Source organism: Paenibacillus sp. NPDC057934, assembly GCF_042887565.1.
Lineage (GTDB): Bacteria > Bacillota > Bacilli > Paenibacillales > Paenibacillaceae > Paenibacillus_AQ.
The window spans coordinates 183,451-210,276 of the sequence record NZ_JBHVPB010000011.1 but is presented as its reverse complement, the minus strand read 5'-3'; the positions used below and the strand labels follow the sequence as shown (position 1 = coordinate 210,276).

Sequence of the window (26,826 nt, the reverse complement as noted above, 5' to 3'; positions counted from 1 at the left end):
TCATGTTAGGGCGGTTTTTATGTTGTTTGTTTTCCAGCATAAACCAAAATTATAAAGAAAAGAGGTTCATGATGAAAAGAATGTTATCATCAAGGGCGCTTGCGCTTGGACTGGCACTCCTGCTGGTCATCTCCATTCTTGGCTCTTCGCTGGTACCGGCAGGACAAGCCTTCGCCCAAGCACAGCAAAGCCTTACTGATCAAGGAATCACAGAAACTAGCGTAACAGATGCTACCTACGGCGCAGCGGCGTTTGCTGCGGGAGAGCCAGAACGGGTAGGTGTTGCAAAAGCTGTATATGACACTACCAATTATGTTTTGAAAAGAGGAAATTTATCTGATTGGGATGCTATCGGGCTGGGACGCAATGGTGTTAAGGTTCCCGACAGCTACCGCACTAATCTTGAGAATAAGGTAAAAACTGCAAACGGGACATACATAAATGTGACTGACTATGCCCGGATCTCACTTGCAGTAACCGCGATTGGCCGTGATGCGTCCAATTTCACGGGCTATAATCTAATTGAACGTATTTATAATAGCGAGCGAATGACTAATCAGGGTATCAATGGTCCCGTTTACAGTCTACTGGCTATTGACTCAGGTAAATATAACATTCCAAATGATGCACGATGGACTAAAGACAAGATTTTAACTGAGATTCTCTCCAAGCAAAACGCAGATGGAGGATTTGGCTTTGGTACGACGAGCGATCCTGATTTGACGGCTATGACACTGAACGCTTTGGCTGCGCATGCCGATGTACCGGCAGTGAAGACTGCTGGCGAACGTGCAATTCAATGGCTGAAGCTCAAGCAGAAAGCTGACGGTGGATATAACACCAGCAGTGAGACTGTAGCACAGGCTATAATCGGATTAACTTCAGCGGGGATTGATCCGACAGGTCCAGATTTCACTAAGGGACAGGTAAACCTTGTCGATAAGCTGCTTTCCTTTGTTTTATCTGATGGAAGCTTCCGTCATGTAATTACCGGAGGCGCCAATGCAATGGCGACGGAGCAGGCCCTACAGGCGCTGATCTCCTATGAATTATTCCTCAAAGGGGAAACGTTCTATAGTTTCGGACAGCCGCCTTCTCAGCAGCCGGGAGTTCAGACTTCTGTAACGATCGAAGGACCGGAAGGACCGATTGCACAAGGAGAAGTACAGGCTCCTACGGCGTTGAAGGCTCTGGAGGAACTTGCGAAGAAAGATCATATACCGCTGGTAATTACAGACAGTTCATACGGTAAGTATGTAGCAGCTGTTAATGGTATTTCACAAGGAAAATATAATGGTTATGATGGTTGGATGTTTGCTGTATCCAAAGATGGACATTGGATTACTCCAGAAGTAGGTGCGGGTGAGTACTTACTTCAGACGAGTGAACGGGTACTGTTCTTTTACGGCGATTATTCGGATACTTCTTTAATAAATTCAGTTTCTTCTAATCCAACTAAACCTGGATCTGGAGAAGCGTTCACGGTTAAGGTGTCCAAGGATGTTACGGACTGGAGCAGTGGTGAACCAAAGGTAAGCAGTATACCGGCAGCGGAAGTGCAGGTTACTATAGATGGAGAGACGGTAACGACCAATGCTGAGGGGCTTGCAACCTTTGCTTCTGGAAAAGCTGCGGGATACTATACTATAGAAGTAACGGGTTACCGCCAAGGCGCGGTTCCAAGCGTAGTACGCACAACTTCAGAATTGAAGGTTAATCCTGCAGTACAAGCTTCAGTAAGCATTGAGGGTCCGGAAGGTCCTATCAAGGCTGGATCAGTGACCGCTACAAATGCTCTACAGGCCTTGCAAAAATTGGCCAAATCGAACAACATTCCGTTGAAGATTACCGATAGTGATTATGGCAGATATGTATCTTCCATCAATGGAATAGCAGAAAAACGTTACGGTGGTTACGATGGCTGGATGTTCGCCGTCAAAGAAGACGGACAGTGGGTTTCTCCATTTGTAGGCGCAGCAGATTATGAACTTCAAGAAGGACAAGAGGTAGTATTTTACTACGGTGATTACGGGGTTACCTCTCTCATCAATTCCATTAAAGTAGATCCGGCATCCCCGGTGTCCGGGCAGTCTTTTACAATTACCGTTTCCAAAGATGTGACGGACTGGAGCGAAGATGTACCTAAAAACCTTGTTATTCCGGCTGAAGGAGTAAAAGTCAGCATTGCTGGCGAAGCAGCTACCACTAATGCGGAAGGTAAAGCAAACTTTGCTTCTGGAAAAGCAGCTGGCAGCTACACTATTGAAGTAACAGGATATCGTCAAAATGCTGTTCCAACGGTAGTCCGGACAACGAAAAATTTGACGGTTAACAAAACCAGTGATCCTTCAACGCCGATCCCTACCCAAAAAACAGTCAACTTTTTGGTAGAGGGGGATGCTATCAAAGGTACTATTGTTTCTGCTAAAGAGGTAACCCTCAATCCAGGTGATACACCATATTCATTGCTGGTTCGCCAGTTGGGTAGCAAAGTTATTGCTACAGGCTCCGGAGCGACCTTGTATGTAAGATCCATCGCTGGACTGGCTGAATTTGACCGTGGACCAGAGAGTGGCTGGATGTATTCTGTAAATGGAGTGTTTCCAGATTACAGTGCAGGCGTATACACAACCCTTGAAAATGGGGATACCGTTGCCTGGCGCTACACGACCAATCTCGGCAAAGACTTGGGAGCACCTGTAGTCGATAAAGAGACTCCTTCTCCAGGTGGACCGGGCACTACACCGGGGCCTGGTGGTGCTGTGGTCATCACGCCGGACAATACCTTGCCGGTGAACCAAGTAGGACAGACCACGTCGGTTAGCGCTTCAAGCACGAAAATGACAGCGGCAGAAGCAGCTGAGCTTAAGAAAGCCCTGGCTGCAAATACAGTGTCGATCTCGCAGGCGATTGCTGTAGGCGCGGAAGCAATGCTGAAGGACAGCGCCGGCGAGGTGGAGTTGAAGATTCCGGCGGGTGCCGTGTCCACTGCGGTCACGATCAACGTAAAAGAACTCAGCTCAAATCGTGCTGAGTTGGTATCCGGCTTGTATGAATTTACACCGGATGGTACCAAATTCGCTAAACCGGTAGATTTGTCGATTAAAGTACCAATGACTACAAATTACCCTGCTAATTTGGTTATAGCATGGCTGAACAAGACCACAAATCAGTGGATTCCAGTTCCGACTACGGTAGATGCGAAGACTGGCATTGTTACAGGAAAAGTTAGTCACTTTACCGACTATGCAGTCATTGACCGCAGTCTATGGGAGCCACAGCAAGATCAAATTAAGAAAGATATTGCCGGGGCTGTAAAATACATTACATCCGCAGAAGCAATCAGTGATTGGCAAGCCATCGGTTTGGTACGCTCTGGCAACACAGTGCCAGCTTCATACCTGAGCGGCCTGAAAGCTCAACTGGCTGAGGCTAAAGGCGAGTTCCGCAAAGTGACCGATTATGAACGGATTGCGTTAGCTGCAGCGGCTCTGGGCAGTGATCCGCAAAGCATCAGCGGTTATAATTTGATTGAGAAAATTTACAACAATGCTAACATGACGGCTCAAGGCAGCAACGGCGTGATTTTCGCCCTGACTGCACTGGACAGTGGTGCTTACAATGTACCTGCAAATGCGCAGTGGACACGTGAACGCCTAGTGGATTGGCTTATCAAGCAACAAACGAAGGAAGGCGGCTTCCCGTTGTCGGTTGGCGGTGCTGCTGACATTGATATTACTGCTATGGCTGTAACGGCCCTGTCTAATTACAAGGATCAAGCGCTCGTAAAAGCGGCCATCGACAAAGCGCTCGGCTGGCTCTCCTCTCAGCAATTGGAGAACGGCGGTTACAAGTCGTACGGCGCTGAGAACAGCGAAAGCGTCTCGCAGGTGATAATTGCCCTGACGGCTGTGGGCACAGGTCTTAACGATCCGCGTTTTGTGAAAGCTAAAGGTGGTCTGCTGAGCAATCTGGCGACGTTCAGACAAGGTGATGGCGGTTATGCGCATGCTTTGAGTGACAAGACCAGCAATAGTATTGCGACGGAACAGGCGTTACTAGCACTAGTAGCCTACGACCGTTTCTTGAATGAAAAGGACAAATTGTACAGCTTCACTGCTACACCGGTGGTTACGACTCCGGCTCCAAGCGTGACTTTTGCTGACGAAGGGCAAATCTCCGCCTGGGCTCTGAAATCGGTGCATACCGCATATGACAACAAACTGATGCAGGGAGTAAGTGCTGACAGTCTTGTATTTGCACCAAAAGCTAACATTACACGGGCGCAATTTGCAGCATTATTGATCCGATTGACAGGTAACCAGCCTGCAGATGCTTCCTCAGCTTCGGTATTCAGCGATGTACAACCAGGGGCTTGGTACTACGGGGATGTTATCAAGGCGAAGGAGCTTGGCATCATTGATGGTGTCAGCAAGACGGCCTTCAATCCGAACGGCACGATTACGCGTCAGGACATGGCTGTGATGATTGCCAGAGCCTTCAAGCTTGAAGCTCCAGCGAATAAGCCAAGCTTCAAAGATGAAGTTAGCATCAGCATGTATGCACTGGGATCTGTACAGTCTGTGTCTGAATTGGGGTACATGACTGGCTTTGGCGGATCGTTTGACCCATCCGCACCAGTAACCAGAGAAATGGCGGCGGTGGTTGCGGTAAGACTGCCTTAGGATCTTCGGGTAGTGTCTGAAAAAATGTTTTGGATCATATAGTGTAAATGATGGAACGGGGGAGAAGTAGTGCCCTCGTTCTTTTCCCTTTTCTAATTAAATTTTGTACATCACTTGCAAGTAGCGGGTGCCGTTCTGTAAGATCAGCCAACCTGCGTTATTCTATGGAGGTGCTCAGGTTCATGTCCAACCATTCCAAGCGCTGGCTTGCTTTTGTAGCTGCGCTGTTGACCGTAGTGCTGCTGGTCGCTGGATGCTCATCCGGGAACCAGCAAGTCTCGGGGTCCAATCAAGCCTCACACATAAATGACAAAGATAGCAAGAATAGCGAAGCTGTCAAGAGTGATAACACCAGTGACAGTACTAACGATAGTGGTGCTGGTGGCAGTAACACTGACGGCGACGCCGCGAATACAGGCGGCGCTCTCAGCAGCAGTGCCGGTAACGTTGCAAATACTGACGGTGCTGTTAGCAGTAGTGCGGGTAACGCCGCGAATACAGGCGGCGCTCCAGGCCCCGCTGCCGCTGGTGCTGCCGCCGGCTCCGCAGTCACCGGCGCAGATAACGCTGCTGCGGCTGGTGGCCCGCAGCAGACCCCGCCGCCGGCAGCAGCTGCTGCGCCGGCTGGCGGCAAAGCGTCGCCGGCCCCTTCGGCAGGCGCGCCGTCAGAGCAAGGCGCTGCGCTTGCAGCAGCAGCGCCCGTAACCTCGCCGCCGGCTAAGGCCATGGCGGCTCCAACCAAGCCCGCTGCAAGCGTAGCGCCAGCAGCGGGGTCCACAGCTTCGCCGAAAGTATCGGCGAAGCCTGCAGCGACCGCCGTAGCCACAGCGCCGGCGGCAACAGCCAAGCCGACGACGAAGCCGTCGGCTACGGCCAAACCGGCTGCTGTAGCGCCGGTGGAAAAGCCGGATGCAGCAACTACGGCCACGATTTCCATTGTGGGCGATAAGGAGCTGGGGGCCATTCTATCCCCGGTAGCTATGGAAGTAGAGAAGGGCGACACCGTGCTGGACTTGTTAAAGCGGATTACGCGGAAGAACAAGGTGCAGATGGAATACCGCGGAACGAAAGCTTTTGCCTATGTGGAAGGTATCGACAACCTGTATGAATTTGATAGAGGCTCGGAAAGTGGCTGGATGTACCGGGTGAATGGGGTGTTTCCGGATAAAAGCGCAGGAATCTATGAGGTGAAGCCTGGCGATGTGATCGAGTGGTTGTACACACTTAATCTGGGCAAGGACTTGGGAGCCCAATTTCCATGAGTAGCGGCTTCCGCTCCATGCACCCTACTGTAGCGATTGTGTATTATGCCGTGCTGGTGCTGTTCGCAGCGCTGCTGTTTCATCCCGTATATCTAATGACGGAACTGATTGGTGTGCTGGGTTTATTGTTGCTGCAAGGACAGGGGAAGACCCTGCTGCGCGGGCTGCCTTTTTACCTGCTGATGGCAGGATCTGTGGCTGTACTTAATCCTTTTTTCTCACATAGAGGTTCCAATATCCTGTTTTATTTCATGGACCAGCCAGTTACGCTGGAAGCGATTCTGTATGGCCTGATGATGATGCTGGTGCTCCTGACGATCCTTATTGTGTTTGTGTCTTACAACTACACAGTAACGACGGACAAATTTATGTATCTATTCTCTTCATTGGCCCCTAAAAGCGCCCTGCTGACCCTGATGTCGCTCCGGTTTGTGCCTTTGTTTCAACGACGGCTCCGCCAGATTACGGAGATCCAGCGAACAAGAGGTATTGATACTGGCAAAGGTAGTGTTCGCAAAAGAATGAAGGACGGAATGACGCTGCTGAAGGTTCTCCTGACCTGGTCGCTGGAGGAAGCCCTGCAAACGGCTGACTCTATGAAAGCTCGTGGCTACGGAGTAAGCAAACGCAGCAGTTATGTCAACTATAAGATGGACCGGCAGGATATTATCGTCCTGTTGATGCTGGGAGTTAGTGGCCTGATTCCACTGCTGGGCTGGCTGCAAGGTTATGGTACGATGCAGATTTATCCGCGGTTGAAGCCGCTGGAATATACCTGGCAGGAAGCGGTTGTATACGCAAGCTTTTGCCTGTTTGTACTGATCCCGTTAGGGCTGGAAGGAAAGGAGAAATGGATATGGAGATCATCACAGCGGACCGGCTATCCTTCCGCTATCCCGATGAAGCCCGGAACTCGCTTCATGAGCTCTCGTTCACGATAAGGGAGGGCGAGTTCGTGGTGCTATGCGGCCCCTCAGGTTGTGGAAAGACCACGCTGCTGCGCCATCTGAAACGGGAATTGACTCCGGTGGGTACTGGTAGCGGTACTGTATGCTATCGGGGACTGCCGCTGGGGGAATGGTCACCTCCGGTGGTCGCTGCCGAGATCGGGATGGTATTTCAGAACCCGGAAGCTCAGATCGTGATGGATACGGTCTGGCATGAGCTGGCTTTTTCTATGGAGAATTTGGGTTATCCGCTTCCGGTAATGCGTAGTAGACTAGCGGAAATCGCCGGGCTGTTCGGATTGGAGCCGCTGCTGTACAAGCCGGTGCATGAGCTTTCCGGTGGACAGAAGCAGCTGTTGAACCTGGCCTCCGTTCTGGTTCTCCAGCCGAAGGTGCTGCTGCTGGACGAGCCGACCTCACAGCTAGATCCGATTGCCGCCCGTGAGTTCATCCAAATGCTGCATCGCCTGAACGAGGAGATGTCTGTGACAGTGATTATTAGCGAGCATCGTCTGGAAGAGGTTCTTCCACTGGCGGACCGTGTACTGATGCTGGAGGATGGCAAGTTGAAGGCCGAAGGAACTCCGCGTGAAATTGCTGTGAAGCTTGGCGGAGGATCAGCTTCCCCATCTGATCTAGCGTATCTTCCCGCTGCAACACGGGTATATCTTGGTTTGACTGCTGAAGCGACTTTGGAAGGCGCTAATTCCATCCCTCTGACCGTTCGTGAGGGCAAGCAGTGGCTGCAAAGAGAGTGGCGTACAGATCGTGAAGGAGAAGGTGCCCGTCCGTTTGCTGAACATCATTCAGTGTCCGTAGAGGCTGGTGGTAGCCAGTGTTCATCCATCCCATCAGGTAGACCTTCAGGGGAATCTGCCTTGGCGGAAGAGATACTGAAGGCCAGAGAGATTACCTTCCGCTATGAGAAGGAAGGTCCGGAGGTGCTGAAGAAACTCTCTATGAGTCTTTTCCGGGGTGAGCTTCTAGCTATACTGGGCGGTAATGGTGCAGGTAAGTCTACACTGCTTCATCTCCTGAATGGGCTGGCGAAACCGCAGCGGGGACGTATAGAGCTGGCCAAGGGCAGTTCTACAGGATATCTGGCCCAGAATCCGCTGCTATACTTTAGCCAGGATACAGCGCGGGAGGAACTGCGACAGATGGCTGAGTACGGCGGCCTAAGCGCTACGGAGGCTCAGGAGGAAATCGATGGGCTACTGGATATCTTTGAGCTTGGAGAGCTGCTAGATCGTCATCCCCATGATCTCAGCGGAGGTCAGCAGCAGAAACTGGCTCTGGCGATGGTGCTGCTCTTGAGACCGGATATCCTGTTGCTGGATGAGCCGACCAAGGGACTTGATCCCGTGGCCAAAGAGAAACTGGCAGATCTGCTGCTTCGCCTGCGGGAACTAGGTAAGAGTATTATCGTCGTTACCCATGATGTGGAGTTTGCGGCGAGTTATGCGACCCGCTGCACCCTGTTGTTTGATGGCGGGATTACGGCAGAAGGCGCGCCGGAGACCTTTTTCAGCGCTAATTATTTCTACACGACAGCTGTGAACCGCATGGTGCGGGACTGGCTGCCGCAAGCCTTAACGGTAGAGGAGGTAACCCGGCAATGGCCCGCTTTCGTTTCCCGGTCCTGATCGCCCTGGCTGTATTTATCGTTGCCCTGGCGCTGACAGCAGCAATCAAGGACAGTCATTATATTCTGCTAAGTCTGGTACTGCTGGGTGCTGCGCTGTTCCCGCTGTTTGCAGGTTTGGAGCGTCGGCCGATTGAGTCGCGGGAACTGGTGCTGCTCGCCGTACTGTCAGCGGTAGCGGCGATCAGTCGTATCCCCTTTGCTGCGTTGCCCAGTGTCAAGCCGGTATCGGCTATCGTGATTCTTTCTGCCTATGTCTTTGGTGCAGAAGCGGGATTCATCATCGGTGCGGTAGCGGCGCTGGTCTCCAATATCTACTTCGGGCAGGGTCCTTGGACACCTTGGCAGATGTTCTGTTGGGGGATGATCGGCCTGACGGCCGGCTGGCTGCGGGGAACCTGGTGGATGCGTAAAAGGACAGGAATGCTTATCTTCGGCTTTGTCTGGGGCTTCCTGTTCGGCTGGATTATGAACATTTGGTATTTGATCAGTCTGCCGGATGCGTTTAGCTGGAAGCTGGTCGTGTCGGCATATATCGCGAGCTTTTACTTTGACCTGGCCCATGCGGTGTCCAATGTAGTTTTTCTGTCGCTGCTTGCCGGGGGCTGGATCAAAGTGCTGGAGCGTTTTCGCAAAAAATATGGATTATTGCAAAAGGAGTGAACTACTATTAGCTCCTCCTTTTTTGCTTTATATAATTGAACTAAAAATTTAGCATAAGGGGGACGGAATGGAGGGAAGGTTTGGAACTGAAGGAGCGAAAGCGACCGCCTGAAAGCTTTCCGTAGGAAAGCTCGCCTCGAAAGCATAAGCTCTCCGGATTTTACCCGCGAATAGCGGTACAATCTAAAGAAATCTGGAGACAACAGCGGCCGGAAGTCCAAACGTTTCCCGCAATGGAGACCTAACCCCATGAAAATTCCTAAGTTCAATTTTATATAGACACCAACCGACAACTAATATTTAATTTCGACAAATTATTCAAATATAACATCAAGAAATTGACGGTTTTCGCCGATAATTAGGATAGTTAGTCACCAAGAAGGCGGGATGGGATAATGAGAAATTTGAAAGTGAAACAAAAAATGACACTGCTAATGATCCTTGTCATTGCCATGCAGATTGCCGTAGGTATTCTGGGGATCATCACCACGGATCGAATGGCAGAACGCTCCGAAGAAACCTATGAAGAGAATCTGATACCGATCTCAATCGTCACCCAACTCCGTGGGAATTCACGGGCGATTGATTCCTATCTTCTGGAGAATATGCTTACAGAAGTAAACGGGAAGAGTAAGGAACTGTCAGACAGTATCCAAGCCACGATGAAAACGAATAATGAACTTTTTGCTGAACTCAAGACTGTATCTTTTAAAAATGAAGAAATCACCGCTAAAATGAATGAGTATTCTTCTTTACTTCCAGACTATCGGAGTCAGCGGGAGAACATTCTTCATCTCGGCGACAATAACTTGAATGCCGAAGCCTACCGTTTGTTTAACGGAAAGGAGTTCAGTGAATCCCGGCAGCGAATTATTTCAGTACTAAATGATATGGTAGATTTGCTGCTTAAAGAAGCCGAAGCCCACAAAACTTCTACAGCAGTAAATGCAAGCAATTTTAAACTGCTGAATGGTATCCTCATTGCGAGTATTATGTTGATCAGCGTTGCACTTAGTGTAATTATTACTCGCTTGATTACTGTGCCGCTCAAACAGCTTCAGGGGCTAATGAAGCGGGCGGAAGAGGGAGACCTGACAGCGACGGCTGTATATGATTCCAAAGATGAGATCGGTATTATCAGCCGTTCCTTCAACAGTATGGTAGGGAGTCTGAGAAAGATGATGCAATCCGTTTCGGAGAGTGCAGAGATGTTATCTGCTTCTTCTGAAGAGATGAGTGCCAGCGCCGCACAGACGGCTCATGCTTCACAGATGATTGCTGAAACTTCAAGTGAGATAGCCATCGGGTTTGATGAGCAGGTTAGCAGCATTACTCGTACCGCTCAATCTGTGCAGTCCATGGGAGAGGATATTTCAGCGGTAGAGCGCAGCAGTTATGAGATGGCATCACTCATGGATGTAGCTGCCGTCTCGACAGACCGCGGCGCGGAAGCAGTAGCTGAAATCATCGATCAGATGGTCCAGATTGATACCAGTGTGGCGGAGAGCCAGGAGATTGTTACCAATCTTGGACGTCTATCCGAGGAGATTAGCACCATTATTACAACGATCAACGCGATTGCCAGCCAGACCAACCTGTTGTCACTCAACGCTTCTATCGAGGCAGCTAGAGCTGGTGAGCATGGCCGGGGCTTCGCAGTAGTCGCCGGAGAAATTAGGAAGTTGTCGGAAGCAACCGGTAGCAGCTCTCTTAAGATCACGGATATCATTACACACATTCAGCAGCAGACCGAGCTAGCAATACAATCTATGGCTCAAGGGGCCTTGATTGTATCCCACGGTGTAAGCCAGAGCAAGCTGGTCTCCGGGGCCTTTGACGAGATTCAAAGCTCTATACAGGATGCTGCTTCGCAGACGCAGGAGATCCGGGATTCGATTGGGCATATCTCTAGGGAGTCCCAAGGCGTAACGGAATCTATGGAGCAGGTGAATGCCATCTCGCAAAAAGGGGCTGGGGGCATTCAGGAGACAAGCGCAACCAGTCAGGAACAGCTGTCAGCAATGGAGGAGATGTCAGCCTCAGCCCAGTACCTGGCGACTTTGGCAGAGGATCTGCAGAAGAGCCTCGCGAGCTTTAAGTTATAAGTCACGAACCGAGCGATGCAATATAACCTCATATAAGAATAAGAGTACAAGAAATACTAAAGCCGCGATTCTCCAATAAGGGGGATCGCGGCTTTCTGCTTATCTTCAATCTTCTCAAGCCTATATAACAAAAAGGAGTGTCCCAGAAGCCATTCACGGCTTGTAGGACACTCCTTATTAACTTTCAAACTATACCACCATTCCTTTAGAAGGAATTAAGCGTACCAGCCCCATACGAAGATGAATAAGGTTCCGAAGATCGTTACCAGACCGACAAACAAGGCATAGGCGATATTGAGATACAGTTCTTTCTTGGTATCTGCCGACTCTCCGATATGCATGAACAGGAAGAGCTGCAGGGATGCTTGAATGATCGCCGTAACGGCCAGAATTACCAAGTTTGCTGCTCTGGACAGATCCAGGTAGATCACAGCCAGCGCTGCGGCAGAAAGGACGAGAGAGGCGATATAACCCAGCACATGGCGAATTGGAAACAGTTGCTTCATCATGTCACATCAGTCCTTTCAGGTAGACGTAGCTGAAGATAAAGATCCAGACAACGTCCAGGAAGTGCCAGTACAGAGAGAAGATAAACGACTTGTTCGCTGTAGCTGGGTTGATGCCATGACGCTTTATTTGAATCAGGATGGCTGTTCCCCACAGGAACCCGAAGGTTACGTGAGCACCATGCGTGCCGAGCAATACGAACAGACTGGACAGGAAGGCACTGGTTTGCAGTGTTGCCCCTTCATGAACATAAGTGAAGAATTCCGTAATTTCAATAGCAAGGAAGCCTAGACCCATAAGCAGGGTAATCCCGAAAAAGAACATCATAGCTTTCTTGTATCCATGCCGCATGGCATGAATGGCAAGACCAATCGTAAATGAGCTTGTCAGGAGCAAGAATGTTTCGAGCAGTACGGGACCAATCTCAAAAAGCTCACTGCCATTTGGACCGCTGGCAAAGCGATTCACAAGTACAAAGTAAACCGTGAACAATGTAGCGAAGAGGGCGATTTCCGCTCCCAGGAAGACCCAGAAGCCGAAAATCTTGTTACTGTTCTCTTCTGTTGAATATTCAAGCGGCTTGGACGCATCTATTTTCATACAGTCTCACCCCGCAGTTTCTTTTCAGTAGCGATAACTTCCTTCGCTGGAATATAGAAGCCGTGGTCTCTGTCGAAGGACATCGCACAAAGCGTGATCAGAATGCCGACTCCGGAAACAATCGCAGGAACCCACATGCTGAATACCATGAAGAATCCGAAGAAGAAGAAGATTACACCAAGGATGAATGGCTTGCCTGTATTACTAGGCATATGAATCTTCTTGATTTCTTCCTTGAACAAAGGAATGTTCTCCTGCTTGGATACCCAGAATGTATCACGGTCAGTTACGGTAGGAACAACCGCAAAGTTGTAGGCCGGGATCGGGCTGTTAGTCGCCCACTCAAGGGTACGTGCATCCCATGGGTCCCCAGTGGTATCCCGTGGCATGTAGCGTGTGCTCCAGTAGATATTGTAGACCAGAATGACAAATCCGATCGCCAGACCAAGTGCTCCTGCAAAGGAGACCATATTAAGCGGACCAAAGCCCGTCTCTGCCGAGTAGGTGTACATCCGTCGGGTCATACCCATGAGTCCAAGAATGAACAGCGGGAAGAACGCGACGTTAAAGGAAATGATAATCCACCAGAAGGCGTGCTTGCCAAGACGTTCGTTGAGGCGGAAGCCGAATACTTTAGGGAACCAGTAATGGAAACCTGCGATAACGGCGAACACTGCACCCGGAATTAGAACATAGTGGAAATGCGCCACCAGGAACATGGTGTTATGGTACTGATAGTCGGCGCTGGCCATGGCCAGCATGACGCCTGTAACCCCACCGATCGTAAAGATCGGAATAAACGCGAGGGTGTAGAGCATCGGGGTGGTAAAGCTTATTCGCCCTTTTCGGAGAGTGAATAACCAGTTGAATATCTTAACCCCTGTTGGTACAGCAATCGCCATCGTAGTGATAGAGAAGAAGCTGTTGACCATTACGCCTTGACCCATGGTATAGAAATGGTGAGCCCATACCAAGAAGGACAGTAGCGAGATAACGACCATACTTGCAACCATGGATGTATATCCGTAAAGGTTCTTTTTGGAGAAGGTCGAGATGATATCACTATAAATACCGAAGGCCGGCAAAATAACGATATATACCTCAGGGTGTCCCCATACCCAGAAGAGGTTGGCCCATAGCATATCCATACCGCCGTTGGCCATCGTAAAGAATTGAGAGCCGAACAACCGGTCGAACATCATCAGCGCCAGTGCTACCGTAAGCACCGGGAAGGCGAATACGATGATAACGTTGGTGATCAGAACAGACCAGGTGAACATTGGCATGCGCATCAACTTCATGCCTGGGGCACGCATCTTCAGAATGGTCACGATGAAGTTGACCCCTGTTAGCATTGTACCGATACCAGAAATCTGCAGCGCGAGCGAGTAGTAGTTGTTACCTACCGTTGGGCTGAATTCAATGCTTGCTAGCGGGAAGTATGCGGACCAGCCGGCATCCGGTGATCCCCCGATAACGAAGGAGATGTTCAGCAGCATCGCTCCGAAGAAGAACAGCCAGAAGCTGACAGCGTTCAGACGTGGGAATGCTACGTCTCTTGCGCCGATTTGTAGCGGCACGATAACGTTCATCAGACCAATGATAAACGGCATGGCCATGAAGAGAATCATGATCAGACCGTGCGTGGTAAAGACCTCGTTATAGTGCTGTGCGTCGAGAAATTTCATTTCTGGTGCTGCGGTCTGTAGACGCATCATAAGCGCGTCGATACCGCCGCGGAACAACATTAGCAGGGCAGCCAGGATATACATGACCCCGATGCGTTTATGGTCAACTGTAGTCAACCATTCGCGCCAAAGGTAGCCCCACTTTTTGAAAACGGTGAGTCCAATGATAATCGCCAGCGTGGCCAGCGCAATACTGACCATAGCTCCGTAGATTAGGACCCCTCCGTGAACCTTAAACTTTTCCAAATCCATTAGGGATGACTCCTTTCAGGTATTCACACTGGCAATTGAGCCTAGTGGTGTCCTTCGTGTGTACTCTCGTCTACCGGCTGAACCTCTGTATCGGGTTTGCCGTCAAATATGGTCTCACTAGAAGGCGCTGGAGATGGGTGAATCTTCTTGTTCTCCTTATGCTCCATATTGCCGTTATCCATATCCATTTCCATGCCGTCATGGCTCATATGGTCACCATGGTTGCCTGGAGGCGGACTGAAGGTTAAGTGGGTAGAGGAGTAGGTTTTGCGTCCAACAAAATCGGTCTTCAGCAATGTCTTGAATTCATCCTCTGTCAGCGGTTGTGCGGTTTCCTTAACATCTTTTACCCAACCATCATAATCTTTCTGTGGCATGGCCAGTGTCTCAAATTCCATGTGGGCGAAGCCCTTACCGCTAAAGTTCGAGTTCCTGCCGAGATAGGAACCCACGGTGTCAGCTGAAAGATGAAGGGTTGTAAGCATGTCATTCATCGCATATTTTTGCCCTGCAAGCTGAGGAACCCAGAAGCTAGTGATACTGCTGAAAGAGTACAGTCTGAACTCTACAGCGCGGTGAACAGGAATGTTCACATAGTTCACGGTTTCAATGCCTTCCTCCGGATAGCTGAAATGCCATTTCCAGTTCGAGGATGAGGCGTAAATCACAAGCGGTTTCTGGTTTTTATAATCTGCAGCAACGTTCTCTACAGCGCTTGTTGATTTTACTGTTACCACAGAAAGGAAACTTACGATGATGATTGGAATGGCAATCCAAATCGCCTCCAGCCATTTATTACCCTCTTCATGTGGTGGAATGTACCCCTCGTTGCTCTTTTTAGCGCGGTACTTCACAATAACAAAGATGTATAAAATGTAGACAACAGCCAGAACGCCGAGCATCACCAGTATGGAGAGGATGATCGTGTCTGAGATCGTTCTTGCAGCCGGACCTTTCGGGTTCAATACAGTTATGGAACTGCAACCCGGCAGGAGGAGAATCAGGCTGAGGAACAAAGCGTATAACGGCCCTTTTTTGTTCATGTTGAACTCCTTCCTTCAATAATTCTTATCATTAGCCGAAATCATTAACCTCTATATATAGTAAGAAGTCCGAGGGTAGATTGCAAAAGACATATTTTATCATTTTTCCTATTTGCGTCCTTAAATATGGCGATATCGTTAAATATTTGTGTTGGAATTGTTACAACTCACTAATGATGTGATATAGATCATTGTAGTGACGCTGTTTTGTGGACATTTTTAATTGTTCGAAATTTGTTCAATAATTCACTAATGTTACTAATTTCGCCACAATTATTTTGCTCCAAATTTGTGGTTTTTAACCGCTTTTTTATTGCTGTGACAGGATTCGACGAAAGTTGCGCTATTTTTCGAAAAAATACCTTGAACTTAATATAGTGTCTAATTGGTAACAACTTTTTATGCACTTGGTTACAATCTCTCAAATTTCATTCTATGTATCTATGGTAAAGTAATAGAAAATATACATAGATAGGGAGATCCTGCCGGTGTCTACTAAAAAGTTGTTGCTATTATTCATTGCATTTTTTGTAAGTTTGGGATGGGTTCATGAAAGTGAGGCCGCTGGCTTGCAAGCCCTGAAGTTAGGGGTTAATGATAAACTGACAGGAATCGAGGCTGTATCGGTAAAAGATACTTATTATGTTCCGCTGCGCGATTTGGCGCAGGAGTTAGGCTGGACACTGAATGGACTGTCCGATGGAATCGGTGTGAATGCCAGGGGCTCTTCGCTCAAGCTATTGAACGACCATACCACAGCTACTCTGAATAATGGAAGCAAGGTCCCAATGGATACCTTCTTACGTGGTGGCAAGCTCATGGTTCCGTTACGGGTCTCAGCACTTCTGGGTTATACTATTTCCTATGTGCCTGAACAATATTTACTGAGAGTGCAGAATAGTACAGCTAAACTTAATGATGCGGCATTTGTTAGCAAGTATAAGAAGGAACTGCAGCCGAAGACAGGAACCGGCTCACAGACTCCAACAGCACCTGGAACCACTACATCTGACAGTTCCGGAAAACCGGGAACAACGGTATACATGACCTTTGATGATGGACCGTCGGCTACCACTACGCAACTGCTCGATATCCTGGCGAAGTATAAGGTGAAGGCCACGTTCTTCATGCTGGGTCCGAAAATGAACACCTATCCTGAACAGGTTAAGCGTACTGCGAAGGAAGGTCATGGCCTTGGCCTGCATGGTATGACACACCGCAAGGAGAAGTTCTACGCTTCCCCGGCAGCTGCCCTTGGTGAAATGAACAATGACAATGCCATTCTGAAGAAAATCACTGGAACGGGCACTTCGCTGATTCGCCCGCCTTATGGCAGTAAGCCTTATTTCACTAATGCGTTTAGAGACAAGGTCTTGACTCAAGGCTATCATCTCTGGGACTGGAACGTAGATTCAGACGACTGGAAGTACAAGGAGAACAGCGCCAAAATCTACAACATCGTTATGGGTCAGGTCCATAATCTGAAGAAGTCGCAGAGCAACCCGATTATTCTGATGCACGATCAGAAGGCAACACTGAAGGTGCTGCCACAAATTCTGGAAACGCTGAAGAAGGAAGGGTATCATTTCGAGATTATCACTAAAGATATGCAGCCGCATAACTTCTGGAAAGACTATCGTTAAACAATAATTCAGAATAAATAAGGATGTTCCCGGCCATGAACGTAGGCTGCGGAGCATCCTTTTTGCTGTTCAATGACAACAATTAATCGTATAAATATTTCGCAATCATATTGACCAGCTCTGATTTTAAGCGTTCTGCGGCGATGCTCCGGCTGGAAAAGACGACGGCATCCACAACCGTGCTTACGGATTCGAACACCACTATGGCAGCCGCTTCTACATCCGCGACATTGACCTCTTCCTTGTCTAACTGTAAGTAACCGAGTGTAATCTGACGTCCAACATTATATTGCTCGTCCATTAATCGCTTGATTTCATCATCACTAAGCTGCATGATAGACAATTCTTTATGGAATCCTGTATAGACCTGGTGCGATAAAATAAGGCTGTCGACAAGGTGGCTGATGACTGCCTTTTTGTCAGAATTGTCGAAGTTAATCTCCGCAAGGGAAGCATCGACACGACTCAGAAGTGCTTCGTTATAATACTTCAGCACTTCTATAAACACAGCCTTCTTATCTGTGAAATAAGAGTAGAAACTTCCTGTAGAAACGCCTGCAGCGGCGGCTATTTGCTTGGTATTAGTCTGATGGTACCCCTTATTTGAAAACAGCTCCATAGCTGCTGTAACAATGGCTTGTTTGGTTTTGATGCTCCGGTCCTGCTGGGGCGTTCTTGTTTTATCGTCTGTGTCCTTCATAGCGTATATTCCCTCCTGTTATAACGATTGTAGTAGAGGGAAATTAGCGTGTCAACGAAAGTTGAACTATGGTTCAATTTTCGATTGACAAACATGAACTTTAGTTCATATAATCTGAAATGTGAACCAAAGTTCAGTTATTTGGAGGGATGAGGATGATGAGTGTACGAACAAAAAGGATTTTTTCTTTTACAGCTATCGTATTGGGATTTTTTATGGCGTTGTTGGACACGACGATTATTAACGTTGCTTTTCCAGAGATGACGAAGCATTTCGGAGGGACTGTCTCGCAAATTTCATGGGTAATGAATGGATACAATCTGGCTTTTGCGGCGCTTATCCTCACAGCATCGCGTTTGGCCGATCAATTTGGCCGCAGAAGGTTGTTTTTGATTGGAATATTCGTCTTTACTGCAGCTTCATTGTTCGCTGGATTCTCTTCTTCGTTAGAGATGCTGATTGTGCTGAGAGTCATTCAGGGGTTGGCCGGAGCAATTATTGTGCCGGTTACGATTCCGCTGACGACGACAACCTTCCCCAAGGAGATGCATGGATTGATCATCGGGATTTGGGGTGCGGTAGGCGGTCTGGCGGCGGCGAGCGGCCCGGCCCTTGGCGGCATTCTTACAGAGAAATTGAACTGGGAATGGATATTCTGGGTGAATGTGCCGTTAGGCATTCTCAGTATCATTCTTGTTCTTATCTTTATCAAGGAATCCAGAGACAGCTCGGCTGGACGCACACTTGATTTTGCGGGAATGGCAGGGATTTCGGTAGGTATGTTTTTAATTACGTATGCGTTAATTAAAGTCCAGGATTATGGCTGGCAGTCGGGTGCATTCTATGGCCGTTTAACCTCAGGTGTTTTGGTACTGCTCTTCTTCTTTGTAACTCAATGGAAGGGAAAGGAACCGATGATGCCGTTGTCGCTGTTTAGAATACGTCCATTTAATGGAGCGGCGCTGACTTTATTGATTGTCGGGGCGGGACTTATGAATCTCTCTCTGCTTACTTCTTTTTTCCTGACTCGTATTATGGGGATGACAGAATTGAAGGCGGGTCTGGTCTTGTCTGTGATTGCGCTGGGGTCGATCTTGAGTTCAGGGGTTTCCGGACCACTGTCGAGTAAATATGGAAGCCGCTGGTTCGCAGCTGCAGGCGTAACCGTGATGGCCGGGGCTACGTATGCTTTGAGCGGTCTTCAGGGGGAGGCTTCACTGTCGCAAGTGCTAATTACGCTTGGTATCGCCGGGCTGGGAATGGGGCTAGTTATGGCTCCGGTCATGTCTTCCGCCATCCGCAATGTCCCCGAAGAGAAGGTGGGGATCTCATCGGGAATAACGAATATGACGAAAGCCCTTGGGAGTGTGTTGGGTGTAGCCATCATCGTGACGGTGTTGCAACAAAATTTCAATGATAGGATCGGGGCGGCTGCTGAGCATGCTGCGCAATCTATTCGTGAGAATGCTGTATTACAGCCGATCGTGAAGCAAAGGCTTGGGGAAGAGTTCGGCGCTATGGTTAAAGCAGGCAGTTTTGCCGCATCCAATAGAGCAGCGGGTGGTGAAATATCACAAAGGCTTAACAATGATCTGGAGAAGGCCGTCTTAGCATTGTCTGAGGAAGAACGATCTGCCTTCAAGGCTGACCAACAGCGCCAGTTAAGTGAAATTCAAGTCCTGATGAAGCAGGCGGAAGGTGGGTTGCGAGATGCGTCAGTGGAGGCCTTCAGTCGAACCTATGCTTTTGCGAGTATTCTGCTGCTTCCAGGCATCGTCTTTGCCTTGTTCAGCGATCAACGGAGGAAGCGCAGCGTGCTGAATGAGGAGCCTCTTGGAAACGAACTTTAGGAGTTATACACACGGAAGCCCAAACATTCCACCGAAGTGAGGACCGAGCCTTACATCCAGATCTTAAGTTCATCTTATATATAAAAGCAGTGCAGCCTCCCTCAGTGGATTGCGGCACTGCTTTTTCTTTTTTGACACAGATCGAGGGCTCAATTCTATCGACGACATTCATAGGCTATGTTATCATGATACTCTAATAACGTATTAACGAATTAAAGCAAAGAGATGCTTTCATTTACTAGGGGGAGAACAAAGATGAAGAAAATGGGATTATGGATGATAACAGCGCTGGCTGCGGTTTTGCTCTTGGCGGGCTGCTCTTCGTCGAATGGTAAAGCCGGTAGCGGCAAGCTGGTAATCGGGATTGATGATAAATTTGCACCGATGGGCTTCCGGGATGATGCGAATGAAATTGTTGGTTTTGACATTGATTATGCAAGAGCGGCTGCTGAAAAAATGGGTAAGGAAGTCACTTTCCAGCCAATCGACTGGTCGGCCAAAGAATCAGAGCTGAACAGCGGACGCATTGATATGATCTGGAACGGCTATACCATCACGGATGAGCGCAAGGAGAAGGTATTGTTCACGAAGCCTTATCTGGAGAACAGCCAGGTTGTTGTAGTGCTGGCCTCTTCACCACTGTCTAAGCTGGAGGATCTGGCCGGCAAGGAAATCGGGCTGCAAAGCTTGTCTTCTGCATCGGAAGCCTTGGATGCCAACCCAATTAAGGATAAGGTTGCTGGTATTTCCGAATTTCCGGACAATGTGCTGGCCCTCACGGATCTCAAAACTTCGCGTCTGGCTGGCGTAGTCATTGACGAGGTTGTAGCTAGATATTATATGTCCAAAGAACCCGGCACCTTCAAGCTGCTGGATGAATCTTTAGCACCGGAGCAATATGGGGTAGGTATCAAAAAGGGTAATGAAGAGCTGCTAAACGAGCTGCAAAAGGCGCTTGATACGATGAACAGTGATGGAACAGCAGCTGAGATTTCCACCAAGTGGTTTGGAGAGAACAAGGTGCTAAACTAGGCAGGGAGCGGGTACAATGAGTCTCGATTATATAATTAAAATCGCCGGACCTATGCTGGAGGGCGCGCGGACAACGATTCTGCTCTTTTTGATTGTAATTGTGCTGTCCATCCCGCTGGGATTTGTAGTGACACTGATGGCGAAAAGCACGATAAAGCCGCTGGCCTGGATTGCTCACAGCTATATCTATGTCATGCGTGGAACCCCGCTGTTGCTACAGTTGCTTTTCTTCTGCTTCGGTTTGCCGCAGATTCCAGTCATCGGTGAGTATCTGGTCATGGATCGTTTTACGGCGGCCAGCCTGGGTTTTATCCTTAATTATGGCGCTTACTTTGCTGAGATATTCCGTGGAGGGTTGTTGTCCATCGACAAGGGGCAGTTTGAAGCCTCTAAAGTGTTGGGACTCAGCAAATGGCAGACCCTGCGCAAGGTCATTCTTGCACAGATGTTCCGGGTCGCGCTGCCTGCAGTGGCGAATGAGTCCATCTCACTGGTCAAAGATACGGCGTTATTATATGCCGTAGCGGTCCCGGAGCTGCTGAACTATGCGAAGACGGCGGTGAACCGTGATTTTACGGTGACCCCGTTTGTGGTGGCTGGCGTGATTTATCTGCTAATGACATTGGTATTAACGTTATTCTTCAAGACGCTGGAGAAGCGTTTCAAATTCGAGTAAAGGGAATGTCTGTCTATGAGCAGTATGATCGAAGTAAAAGAACTGCAAAAATCCTTCGGCAATCTTGAGGTGCTGAAAAAGGTTACCTTCACCGTAGATCCTGGAGAGACGGTGGCGGTGATCGGCCCGTCCGGCTCCGGGAAGAGCACCATGCTACGCAGCTTGGTGCATCTGGAGGATGTTACCGGCGGGAGCATCATCATTCAGGGCCAGGCGTTGGTGGATAACGGTAACTACGCCGGGCATGCCGAGATCCGCGGAATTACGGCTAAGATGGGCATGGTGTTCCAGCACTTCAATCTGTTCCCGCATCTGACCGTGCGGGGGAACCTGGAGCTGGCTCCGCGAACGCTGAAGCGGGAGAACAATTCGGAGATCACAGCGAGAAGCAAGGATCTATTGTCCAAGGTCGGCCTTGCCGACAAAGCCGACGTCTATCCTTCGATGCTGTCCGGTGGACAGAAGCAGCGGGTGGCGATTGCCAGGGCGCTGATGCTGAATCCGGACATCCTGCTTTTTGATGAGCCGACCTCGGCACTGGACCCGGAGCTGACAGGAGAGGTACTGCGGGTTATCCGCCAACTGGCCGAGGAGAAGATGACGATGATCATCGTTACCCATGAGATGAACTTTGCCCGTGATGTTTCTGACCGTGTTATCTTTATGGATAAGGGAGAGATTGCCGAGTCCGGGACCCCGGAGCAGATTTTCGGCAGCCCGAAGCTAGCGCGGACTCGTTCTTTTCTTAAGCTTTAGCACGGTTAAGCTAGCGCTATTCATTTCATCACGGCAGAAATTAAAAAGAATAGCGAGCGATGGGAAAAAGTGCATAGACTTCTATGCGCTTTTTTTATTGACAGTTGTTAGGGCCGTAACAATAATTATAGTACAGTTCATACCGGCAGATTCAGATTGAGAGGTTGCTTATGCAGCATGAAATTCTTATATGACCGGAGCAACAGGGGAATAATGATTTATGAACAAGGGGAACATCAGAAGCTTAGAGGGGACAGCGAAATGATAGAGATACGGGGAGTCAGGAAGTCCTTTCGGGGTGAAATCGCCGTTAACGGCATTTCGCTGACTGTACATAAAGGAAAGATTTATGGGCTGCTAGGTTCCAACGGCGCAGGTAAAACCACGCTGCTGAAGATATTGGCCGGTATTATTCAGCCGGAATCGGGTACCGTCAAGCTGGAAGGTGAACCTATCTTTGAGCGGCCGGAGGTCAAGCAGCGGATTATATTTATGCCGGATAGTCCGGCCTTCTTTCCGCAGGCAACGATCAAGAGTATGGCCAATTTTTATCGCTCGGTGTATCCGCGCTGGAATCAGACATATTTCGAGCAGCTAGGTGATGTGTTCCGGCTAGACACGAGCCGCAAACTAAGCCGCTTCTCCAAGGGAATGCAGCGGCAGGCCGCATTCTGGCTGAGCCTCGCCTGCATGCCCGATGTACTGGTGATGGATGAGCCGCATGACGGGCTGGATCCCGTGATGCGGCGCCAAATCAAGAATCTGCTCTTTCAAGAAGTAGCCGAGCGACAACTGACGGTTCTGATTTCCTCGCATAATCTTCATGAAATTGAAGATTTATGCGGCCCTGTTGGCATGATGCACGGCGGGAAGATGCGGGTGGAGATGGATCTGAGTCATCTCAAGTCAGATACACACAAGGTTCAGGTCGCGTTCCGCGACGAACGGCATGAACGGGCGATATCGTCCAAGCTGCAGGTACTGCACCGTGAAGTCAGAGGCAGCGTCAGCCTGCTCATTGTCCGAGGTGACCGTGAACGGATCACAGCAGCTTTCGGGATTTATCAGCCTTATGTATTTGATCTTCTGCCATTGACGCTGGAGGAAATCTTTATCTATGAAATGGGGGATGCCGGGTATGACACGCGTCCGCTACTTCTTTAACCTTGCGCTGATCCGCCAGAATTTCCGGCAATACGGTTGGATCGGCATTATTTATACACTTGGCTTGATTTTTGCGGTACCGCTGCAAATGTTCATGACCGGTAACCCCAGTCTGTTCAATCAAAAGGTCACCAGTCTGTTTCAGCTAGGTGACGGGATGCAAGGGATGCTGATTGTCCTTATTCCCTTGTCTGCGGGGCTTATGTTATTCCGTTATCTTCAGGTTAAGGCTCCGGCTGATCTGCTGCACAGCTTGCCACTGCGGAGGGAACATCTGCTGACCTCCCATTTGGTGAGTGGGATCGTGCTGGTGCTTGTACCGGTTTGGCTCTGTGCTGCTATTACGGCTATCATCCGGCCATGGACCGGGGACCTCTATGATTTTACCGGCAAGGATATCTGGACATGGGCTATTGCAGTCAGCGTGCTTTCCATTTTCCTGTTTTGTTTTAGCGTCTTTGTAGGGATTTGTACAGGACAAACTGTGCTCCAGGGAGTCGCAAGCTTTGGATTGCTTATACTGCCCTACATGCTGATGCAACTGGTCTCATATTATTTCTCATTGTATCTGTATGGATATCCATACGGGATTTATACCAATAGCATCCGCAGTGATCTCTGGTCGCCTCTTGTGCATATTTTCTCTGTAAGCAACCAGTCGTTCAGCGTCAGTGAATTATGTGTATATGTCGGACTGACTGTTGTCATCGTGGCCCTGAGTTATTTACTTTATCGGAAGCGTCACGTGGAGATGGCCGGACAGGCGATCGCCTTTACTTACTTCAACCCGCTCTTCAAAGCGGGAGTGATGCTGTGCTGCATGTTGATTGCTGGAAACTATTTTTCCATTAATATGAGCGGCAGACTGGGCTGGACCTTCGGGGGTTATGCGATTGGAGCAGTAGTCGGCTATATCGCATCTGAGATGGTTATTCGTAAAACCTGGCACATCATGAACCGCAAAATTCCGCTCAGCTTTGCAATTTACACACTACTGCTGAGTCTGATGCTGTACATTCCTGTCTCCGGGTTGACGGGATATGAAGCCAGAGTACCAGGTGAAGGGGAAATAAGCGAGGTATATGCCGGCAGTCTGTATAATCTGTACACACAGAAGCAGAGCTTCACGAATCCCTATGAAGTATACAGTCCGTTCAATAAAGTCGATCCGTTCTCGGGTGACAAGGATTACATCAGGGCCGTTCAAAAGCTGCACAGTACGCTCGCAACTATTCGCCCTGCGGCGCCTACCGGAGATTCCTTCTATAAGGATTCCAGGGTGCGTAGTATGAGCATTGTATACCGTCTGAAGAGCGGACGCACATTGACCAGGGAATATCAGGTGCCAATTGTCGGCTTCGAGCCGGAACTGAGAGCAATCATGGAGACGGAAAGCTACAAGAAGACGGAGTATGTCTTGTCACAGCTTGAGCATGACGTAAAGACTATGAATATCAGCACAAGGGAGGGCGTAGTTGTCCTTACCCATTCTGCGGAGATCAACGAATTCAAGGCACTTTTACGTCAAGAAATTTTGGATATGTCGTATGGTGATCAGATCGGGGACGATGTCCCGCTTGCGGATGTCGATATTCCCACTATGATGGAAGACAGGAACGTGATCTCTTTTTACAGCTATAGCATACTACCTTCCTATCACAGACTGCTGAACTGGCTAGCGGATAAAGGGTATTCCGACAAAATCATGATTACAGCCAAAAATATTGCCTCAGTAGAGATCGCTGCCTTTGAACCAAAAATCCTTCAGGGTGACCGTTCCTACTATTACGACCCTGAGCAGTACCTGGCAATTGCCCGCAAGCAAAACCGTTCCGTGGTAACCCAGGACAAGGACAAAATTACAGACGTTCTGAAATACCAGAAGAAGTATGTGATCCGCAAGGGTACTTATCTGGTTAAAAAGAATTATGAAGATGGTTCGCCGGAATACGTACTGATGGAAGCGGACGATTTGTCGCCTGAATTAAGAAAGCTGCTTCGATAAAATCATAGTGTTCGCTGATCAAGGAGGGATGCTGGATGAATGAAATTGCCGACCATCTGGATAATGGACTGCAGATCCTGTTTATCGGGTTCAACCCGAGTCTGCGATCAGGAGAGGTAGGCCATCACTATGCCAATCCCCGCAACAATTTCTGGCGGATTTTGCATCAGTCGGGACTGACACCGCGACTATACGATGCTTCTGAGGACGGGGAGCTATTAAAGCTTGGATACGGATTTACGAATATTGTTGCCCGGCCTACGCGCGGAGTCGAGGATATTGCCCGTGAGGAATACGTTACAGGACGGGAGCTGCTGCGGGCAAAACTGGAGAGGTACAGGCCGAAGGTTGCCTGTTTTGTGGGCAAAGGCGTCTACACGGAGTTTACCCGTAGAAGCAAAGCGGATTGGGGCTTCCAGGATGCTGTGGAGCCGGTTATCGATGGGGTGCGGGAATTCGTTGCCCCGTCCTCCAGTGGTCTGGTGCGGATGCCGATGCATGAGATCGTTGGCATCTACCGGAAGTTGTTTCAGTTCACGGAAGAGAACGAAGCCTGAAAGTTAAAAAAGCAGCCCATCTCCGAAATTGGAGATGGGCTGCTTTGGCATGAATCGAATGATCTATTCCCGGGTAGCGGGAACTGCTGCCTTAGGTCTGGATCAGCAGCAGAATGATGGATGACAGCGACAGGCAGATGCTGATCAGGCACAGCACAGCAACAACCTGCTTCTGGTTCAGTCCTGCCCGGAGCAGGCGGTAGTGAACCTGGGTGGCATCCGCTTCATAAATGGCCTTGCCCTGGATTAGACGGCGAATGACAACAAAAATGTTGTCGAAGATGGGTACGCCGAGCGCCAGGATCGGGATAAAGATCGAGAGCACAGTTGCCTGCTTGAAGGCACCGTCCAGCGCAATCACGGCCAGTATGAAGCCGAGGAAGGTGGCCCCGGCATCGCCCATAAAGATTTTGGCTGGCGGCTTGTTATAGCGCAGATAAGCCAGTGTAACGCCGACCAGCGCGATGGCCATGATGGCTGAAGACGATTGACCTTTGGCCAGGGCCACTACGAATAGGGTGATGGCCGAGATGGTGGTCAGCGCACCGGCCAGTCCATCCATACCGTCCGAGAAGTTAATTACGGTCGTGACGCCGAAGATCCAGAGGATCGTCAGCAGGAACTGCAGGATCACCGGCAGAACGATATAATCGCCGGAGAACGGATTGTAGAAGCCGGTAAAGGCATTACCAGACAGGTAGACCAGAATGGCTGCGGTGACTTGAACCAACAGCTTGGGTAGTGCAGGGAAATCCTTGCCTTTGGTCTTGTACCAGTCGTCTATTGTTCCTATGGTCAGTAGCAGAACGCCTCCTGCGAACAAGGCGACGGTCTCCATGTTGAATTCACGGGCAAATGCTAAGTAAGTAATGAAGAATCCAAGGAAAATAGCGTAGCTGGCGGTAAGTGGAATGGGCTCTCTATGTATTTTGCGTTCAACATCTTTTCTTGGCTTGTCCACAAAATCAAGCCTGAAAGCTAACCTGCCCAGCGGAGGAATCAAAAAATAGACGATGAGAAACGACACCAGAAACGAAAAAACGTAT

Annotated in this window: 20 protein-coding genes; 14 read left to right on the top strand and 6 right to left on the bottom strand. The window is 49.2% G+C overall.

Annotated features, from left to right (window positions below; all coding sequences use genetic code 11):
- Nucleotides 1-68: 68 nt before the first annotated feature.
- The 6 genes from ACFVRY_RS24310 (at nucleotide 69) to ACFVRY_RS24285 (ending at nucleotide 11,307) form a co-directional block, all read left to right on the top strand.
- Nucleotides 69-4,685 (top strand): S-layer homology domain-containing protein, encoded by a 4,617-nt coding sequence (locus ACFVRY_RS24310; RefSeq protein ID WP_387502869.1) that lies wholly within the window; start codon nucleotides 69-71, stop codon nucleotides 4,683-4,685.
- A gap of 182 nt (nucleotides 4,686-4,867) precedes the next feature.
- Nucleotides 4,868-5,947, top strand: a complete 1,080-nt coding sequence (locus ACFVRY_RS24305) for a DUF4430 domain-containing protein (protein ID WP_387502868.1) — start codon at nucleotides 4,868-4,870, stop codon at nucleotides 5,945-5,947.
- Entirely contained in the window at nucleotides 5,944-6,888 is a 945-nt protein-coding gene (locus tag ACFVRY_RS24300; RefSeq protein ID WP_387502867.1) for an energy-coupling factor transporter transmembrane component T, read from the top strand. Before ACFVRY_RS24305 ends, ACFVRY_RS24300 begins: the two co-directional genes overlap by 4 nt.
- Nucleotides 6,804-8,540, top strand: a complete 1,737-nt coding sequence (locus tag ACFVRY_RS24295; protein ID WP_387502866.1) for an ABC transporter ATP-binding protein — start codon at nucleotides 6,804-6,806, stop codon at nucleotides 8,538-8,540. The genes ACFVRY_RS24300 and ACFVRY_RS24295 overlap by 85 nt, the downstream gene beginning before the upstream one ends.
- Nucleotides 8,513-9,202, top strand: a complete 690-nt coding sequence (locus ACFVRY_RS24290; protein ID WP_387502865.1) for an ECF transporter S component — start codon at nucleotides 8,513-8,515, stop codon at nucleotides 9,200-9,202. The genes ACFVRY_RS24295 and ACFVRY_RS24290 overlap by 28 nt, the downstream gene beginning before the upstream one ends.
- Before the next feature lie 395 nt (nucleotides 9,203-9,597).
- The gene (locus ACFVRY_RS24285) at nucleotides 9,598-11,307 is read left to right on the top strand and encodes a methyl-accepting chemotaxis protein (RefSeq protein ID WP_387502864.1); all 1,710 of its coding nucleotides are present in this window, start codon (nucleotides 9,598-9,600) and stop codon (nucleotides 11,305-11,307) included.
- A 215-nt stretch (nucleotides 11,308-11,522) separates the two neighbouring features.
- On the opposite strand, the gene qoxD is transcribed toward ACFVRY_RS24285, so the two are convergent.
- Genes qoxD through qoxA form a run of 4 tightly spaced genes read right to left on the bottom strand, consistent with a single transcriptional unit; the run spans nucleotide 11,523 to nucleotide 15,397 of the window.
- Entirely contained in the window at nucleotides 11,523-11,816 is a 294-nt protein-coding gene (gene qoxD, locus ACFVRY_RS24280; RefSeq protein WP_175373854.1) for a cytochrome aa3 quinol oxidase subunit IV, read from the bottom strand.
- 1 nt (nucleotide 11,817) lies between these two features.
- On the bottom strand, nucleotides 11,818-12,414 hold the full coding sequence (qoxC, locus tag ACFVRY_RS24275; RefSeq protein ID WP_387502863.1) for a cytochrome aa3 quinol oxidase subunit III: 597 nt from the start codon (nucleotides 12,412-12,414) through the stop codon (nucleotides 11,818-11,820).
- The gene (gene qoxB / locus ACFVRY_RS24270) at nucleotides 12,411-14,354 is read right to left on the bottom strand and encodes a cytochrome aa3 quinol oxidase subunit I (protein ID WP_387502862.1); all 1,944 of its coding nucleotides are present in this window, start codon (nucleotides 14,352-14,354) and stop codon (nucleotides 12,411-12,413) included. The genes qoxC and qoxB overlap by 4 nt, the downstream gene beginning before the upstream one ends.
- A 41-nt stretch (nucleotides 14,355-14,395) precedes the next feature.
- The gene (gene qoxA / locus ACFVRY_RS24265; RefSeq protein WP_387502861.1) at nucleotides 14,396-15,397 is read right to left on the bottom strand and encodes a cytochrome aa3 quinol oxidase subunit II; all 1,002 of its coding nucleotides are present in this window, start codon (nucleotides 15,395-15,397) and stop codon (nucleotides 14,396-14,398) included.
- A 488-nt stretch (nucleotides 15,398-15,885) separates the two neighbouring features.
- On the opposite strand from qoxA, the gene ACFVRY_RS24260 reads away from it, so the two are divergent.
- Nucleotides 15,886-17,040 carry a polysaccharide deacetylase family protein gene (locus ACFVRY_RS24260; protein ID WP_387502860.1) on the top strand — a complete coding sequence of 385 codons (1,155 nt, stop codon included), beginning with the start codon at nucleotides 15,886-15,888 and terminating at the stop codon, nucleotides 17,038-17,040.
- 82 nt (nucleotides 17,041-17,122) lie between these two features.
- Here the strand turns inward: ACFVRY_RS24260 and ACFVRY_RS24255 are convergent, their stop codons facing one another.
- Nucleotides 17,123-17,740 carry a TetR/AcrR family transcriptional regulator gene (locus tag ACFVRY_RS24255; RefSeq protein WP_387502859.1) on the bottom strand — a complete coding sequence of 206 codons (618 nt, stop codon included), beginning with the start codon at nucleotides 17,738-17,740 and terminating at the stop codon, nucleotides 17,123-17,125.
- A 155-nt stretch (nucleotides 17,741-17,895) separates the two neighbouring features.
- Between ACFVRY_RS24255 and ACFVRY_RS24250 the strand changes: the two genes are divergently transcribed.
- The 7 genes from ACFVRY_RS24250 (at nucleotide 17,896) to ACFVRY_RS24220 (ending at nucleotide 25,780) form a co-directional block, all read left to right on the top strand.
- The gene (locus ACFVRY_RS24250) at nucleotides 17,896-19,590 is read left to right on the top strand and encodes an MFS transporter (RefSeq protein ID WP_387502858.1); all 1,695 of its coding nucleotides are present in this window, start codon (nucleotides 17,896-17,898) and stop codon (nucleotides 19,588-19,590) included.
- Nucleotides 19,591-19,845: 255 nt separating this feature from the next.
- The gene (locus ACFVRY_RS24245; RefSeq protein ID WP_387502857.1) at nucleotides 19,846-20,622 is read left to right on the top strand and encodes an amino acid ABC transporter substrate-binding protein; all 777 of its coding nucleotides are present in this window, start codon (nucleotides 19,846-19,848) and stop codon (nucleotides 20,620-20,622) included.
- A gap of 16 nt (nucleotides 20,623-20,638) precedes the next feature.
- Complete coding sequence (locus ACFVRY_RS24240; protein WP_066377166.1) at nucleotides 20,639-21,298, top strand: amino acid ABC transporter permease; 660 nt, start codon at nucleotides 20,639-20,641, stop codon at nucleotides 21,296-21,298.
- A 15-nt stretch (nucleotides 21,299-21,313) separates the two neighbouring features.
- Complete coding sequence (locus tag ACFVRY_RS24235; RefSeq protein ID WP_387502856.1) at nucleotides 21,314-22,054, top strand: amino acid ABC transporter ATP-binding protein; 741 nt, start codon at nucleotides 21,314-21,316, stop codon at nucleotides 22,052-22,054.
- A 261-nt stretch (nucleotides 22,055-22,315) separates the two neighbouring features.
- A complete protein-coding gene (locus ACFVRY_RS24230; protein ID WP_387502855.1) occupies nucleotides 22,316-23,218 on the top strand; it encodes an ABC transporter ATP-binding protein in 903 nt (300 codons plus the stop codon).
- On the top strand, nucleotides 23,172-25,223 hold the full coding sequence (locus ACFVRY_RS24225) for a DUF6449 domain-containing protein (RefSeq protein WP_387502854.1): 2,052 nt from the start codon (nucleotides 23,172-23,174) through the stop codon (nucleotides 25,221-25,223). Before ACFVRY_RS24230 ends, ACFVRY_RS24225 begins: the two co-directional genes overlap by 47 nt.
- Nucleotides 25,224-25,258: 35 nt before the next feature.
- Nucleotides 25,259-25,780 (top strand): mismatch-specific DNA-glycosylase, encoded by a 522-nt coding sequence (locus tag ACFVRY_RS24220; protein ID WP_387502853.1) that lies wholly within the window; start codon nucleotides 25,259-25,261, stop codon nucleotides 25,778-25,780.
- A gap of 91 nt (nucleotides 25,781-25,871) precedes the next feature.
- Here the strand turns inward: ACFVRY_RS24220 and ACFVRY_RS24215 are convergent, their stop codons facing one another.
- Nucleotides 25,872-26,810 (bottom strand): MraY family glycosyltransferase, encoded by a 939-nt coding sequence (locus ACFVRY_RS24215; RefSeq protein WP_217622519.1) that lies wholly within the window; start codon nucleotides 26,808-26,810, stop codon nucleotides 25,872-25,874.
- Between the last annotated feature and the right edge of the window lie 16 nt (nucleotides 26,811-26,826).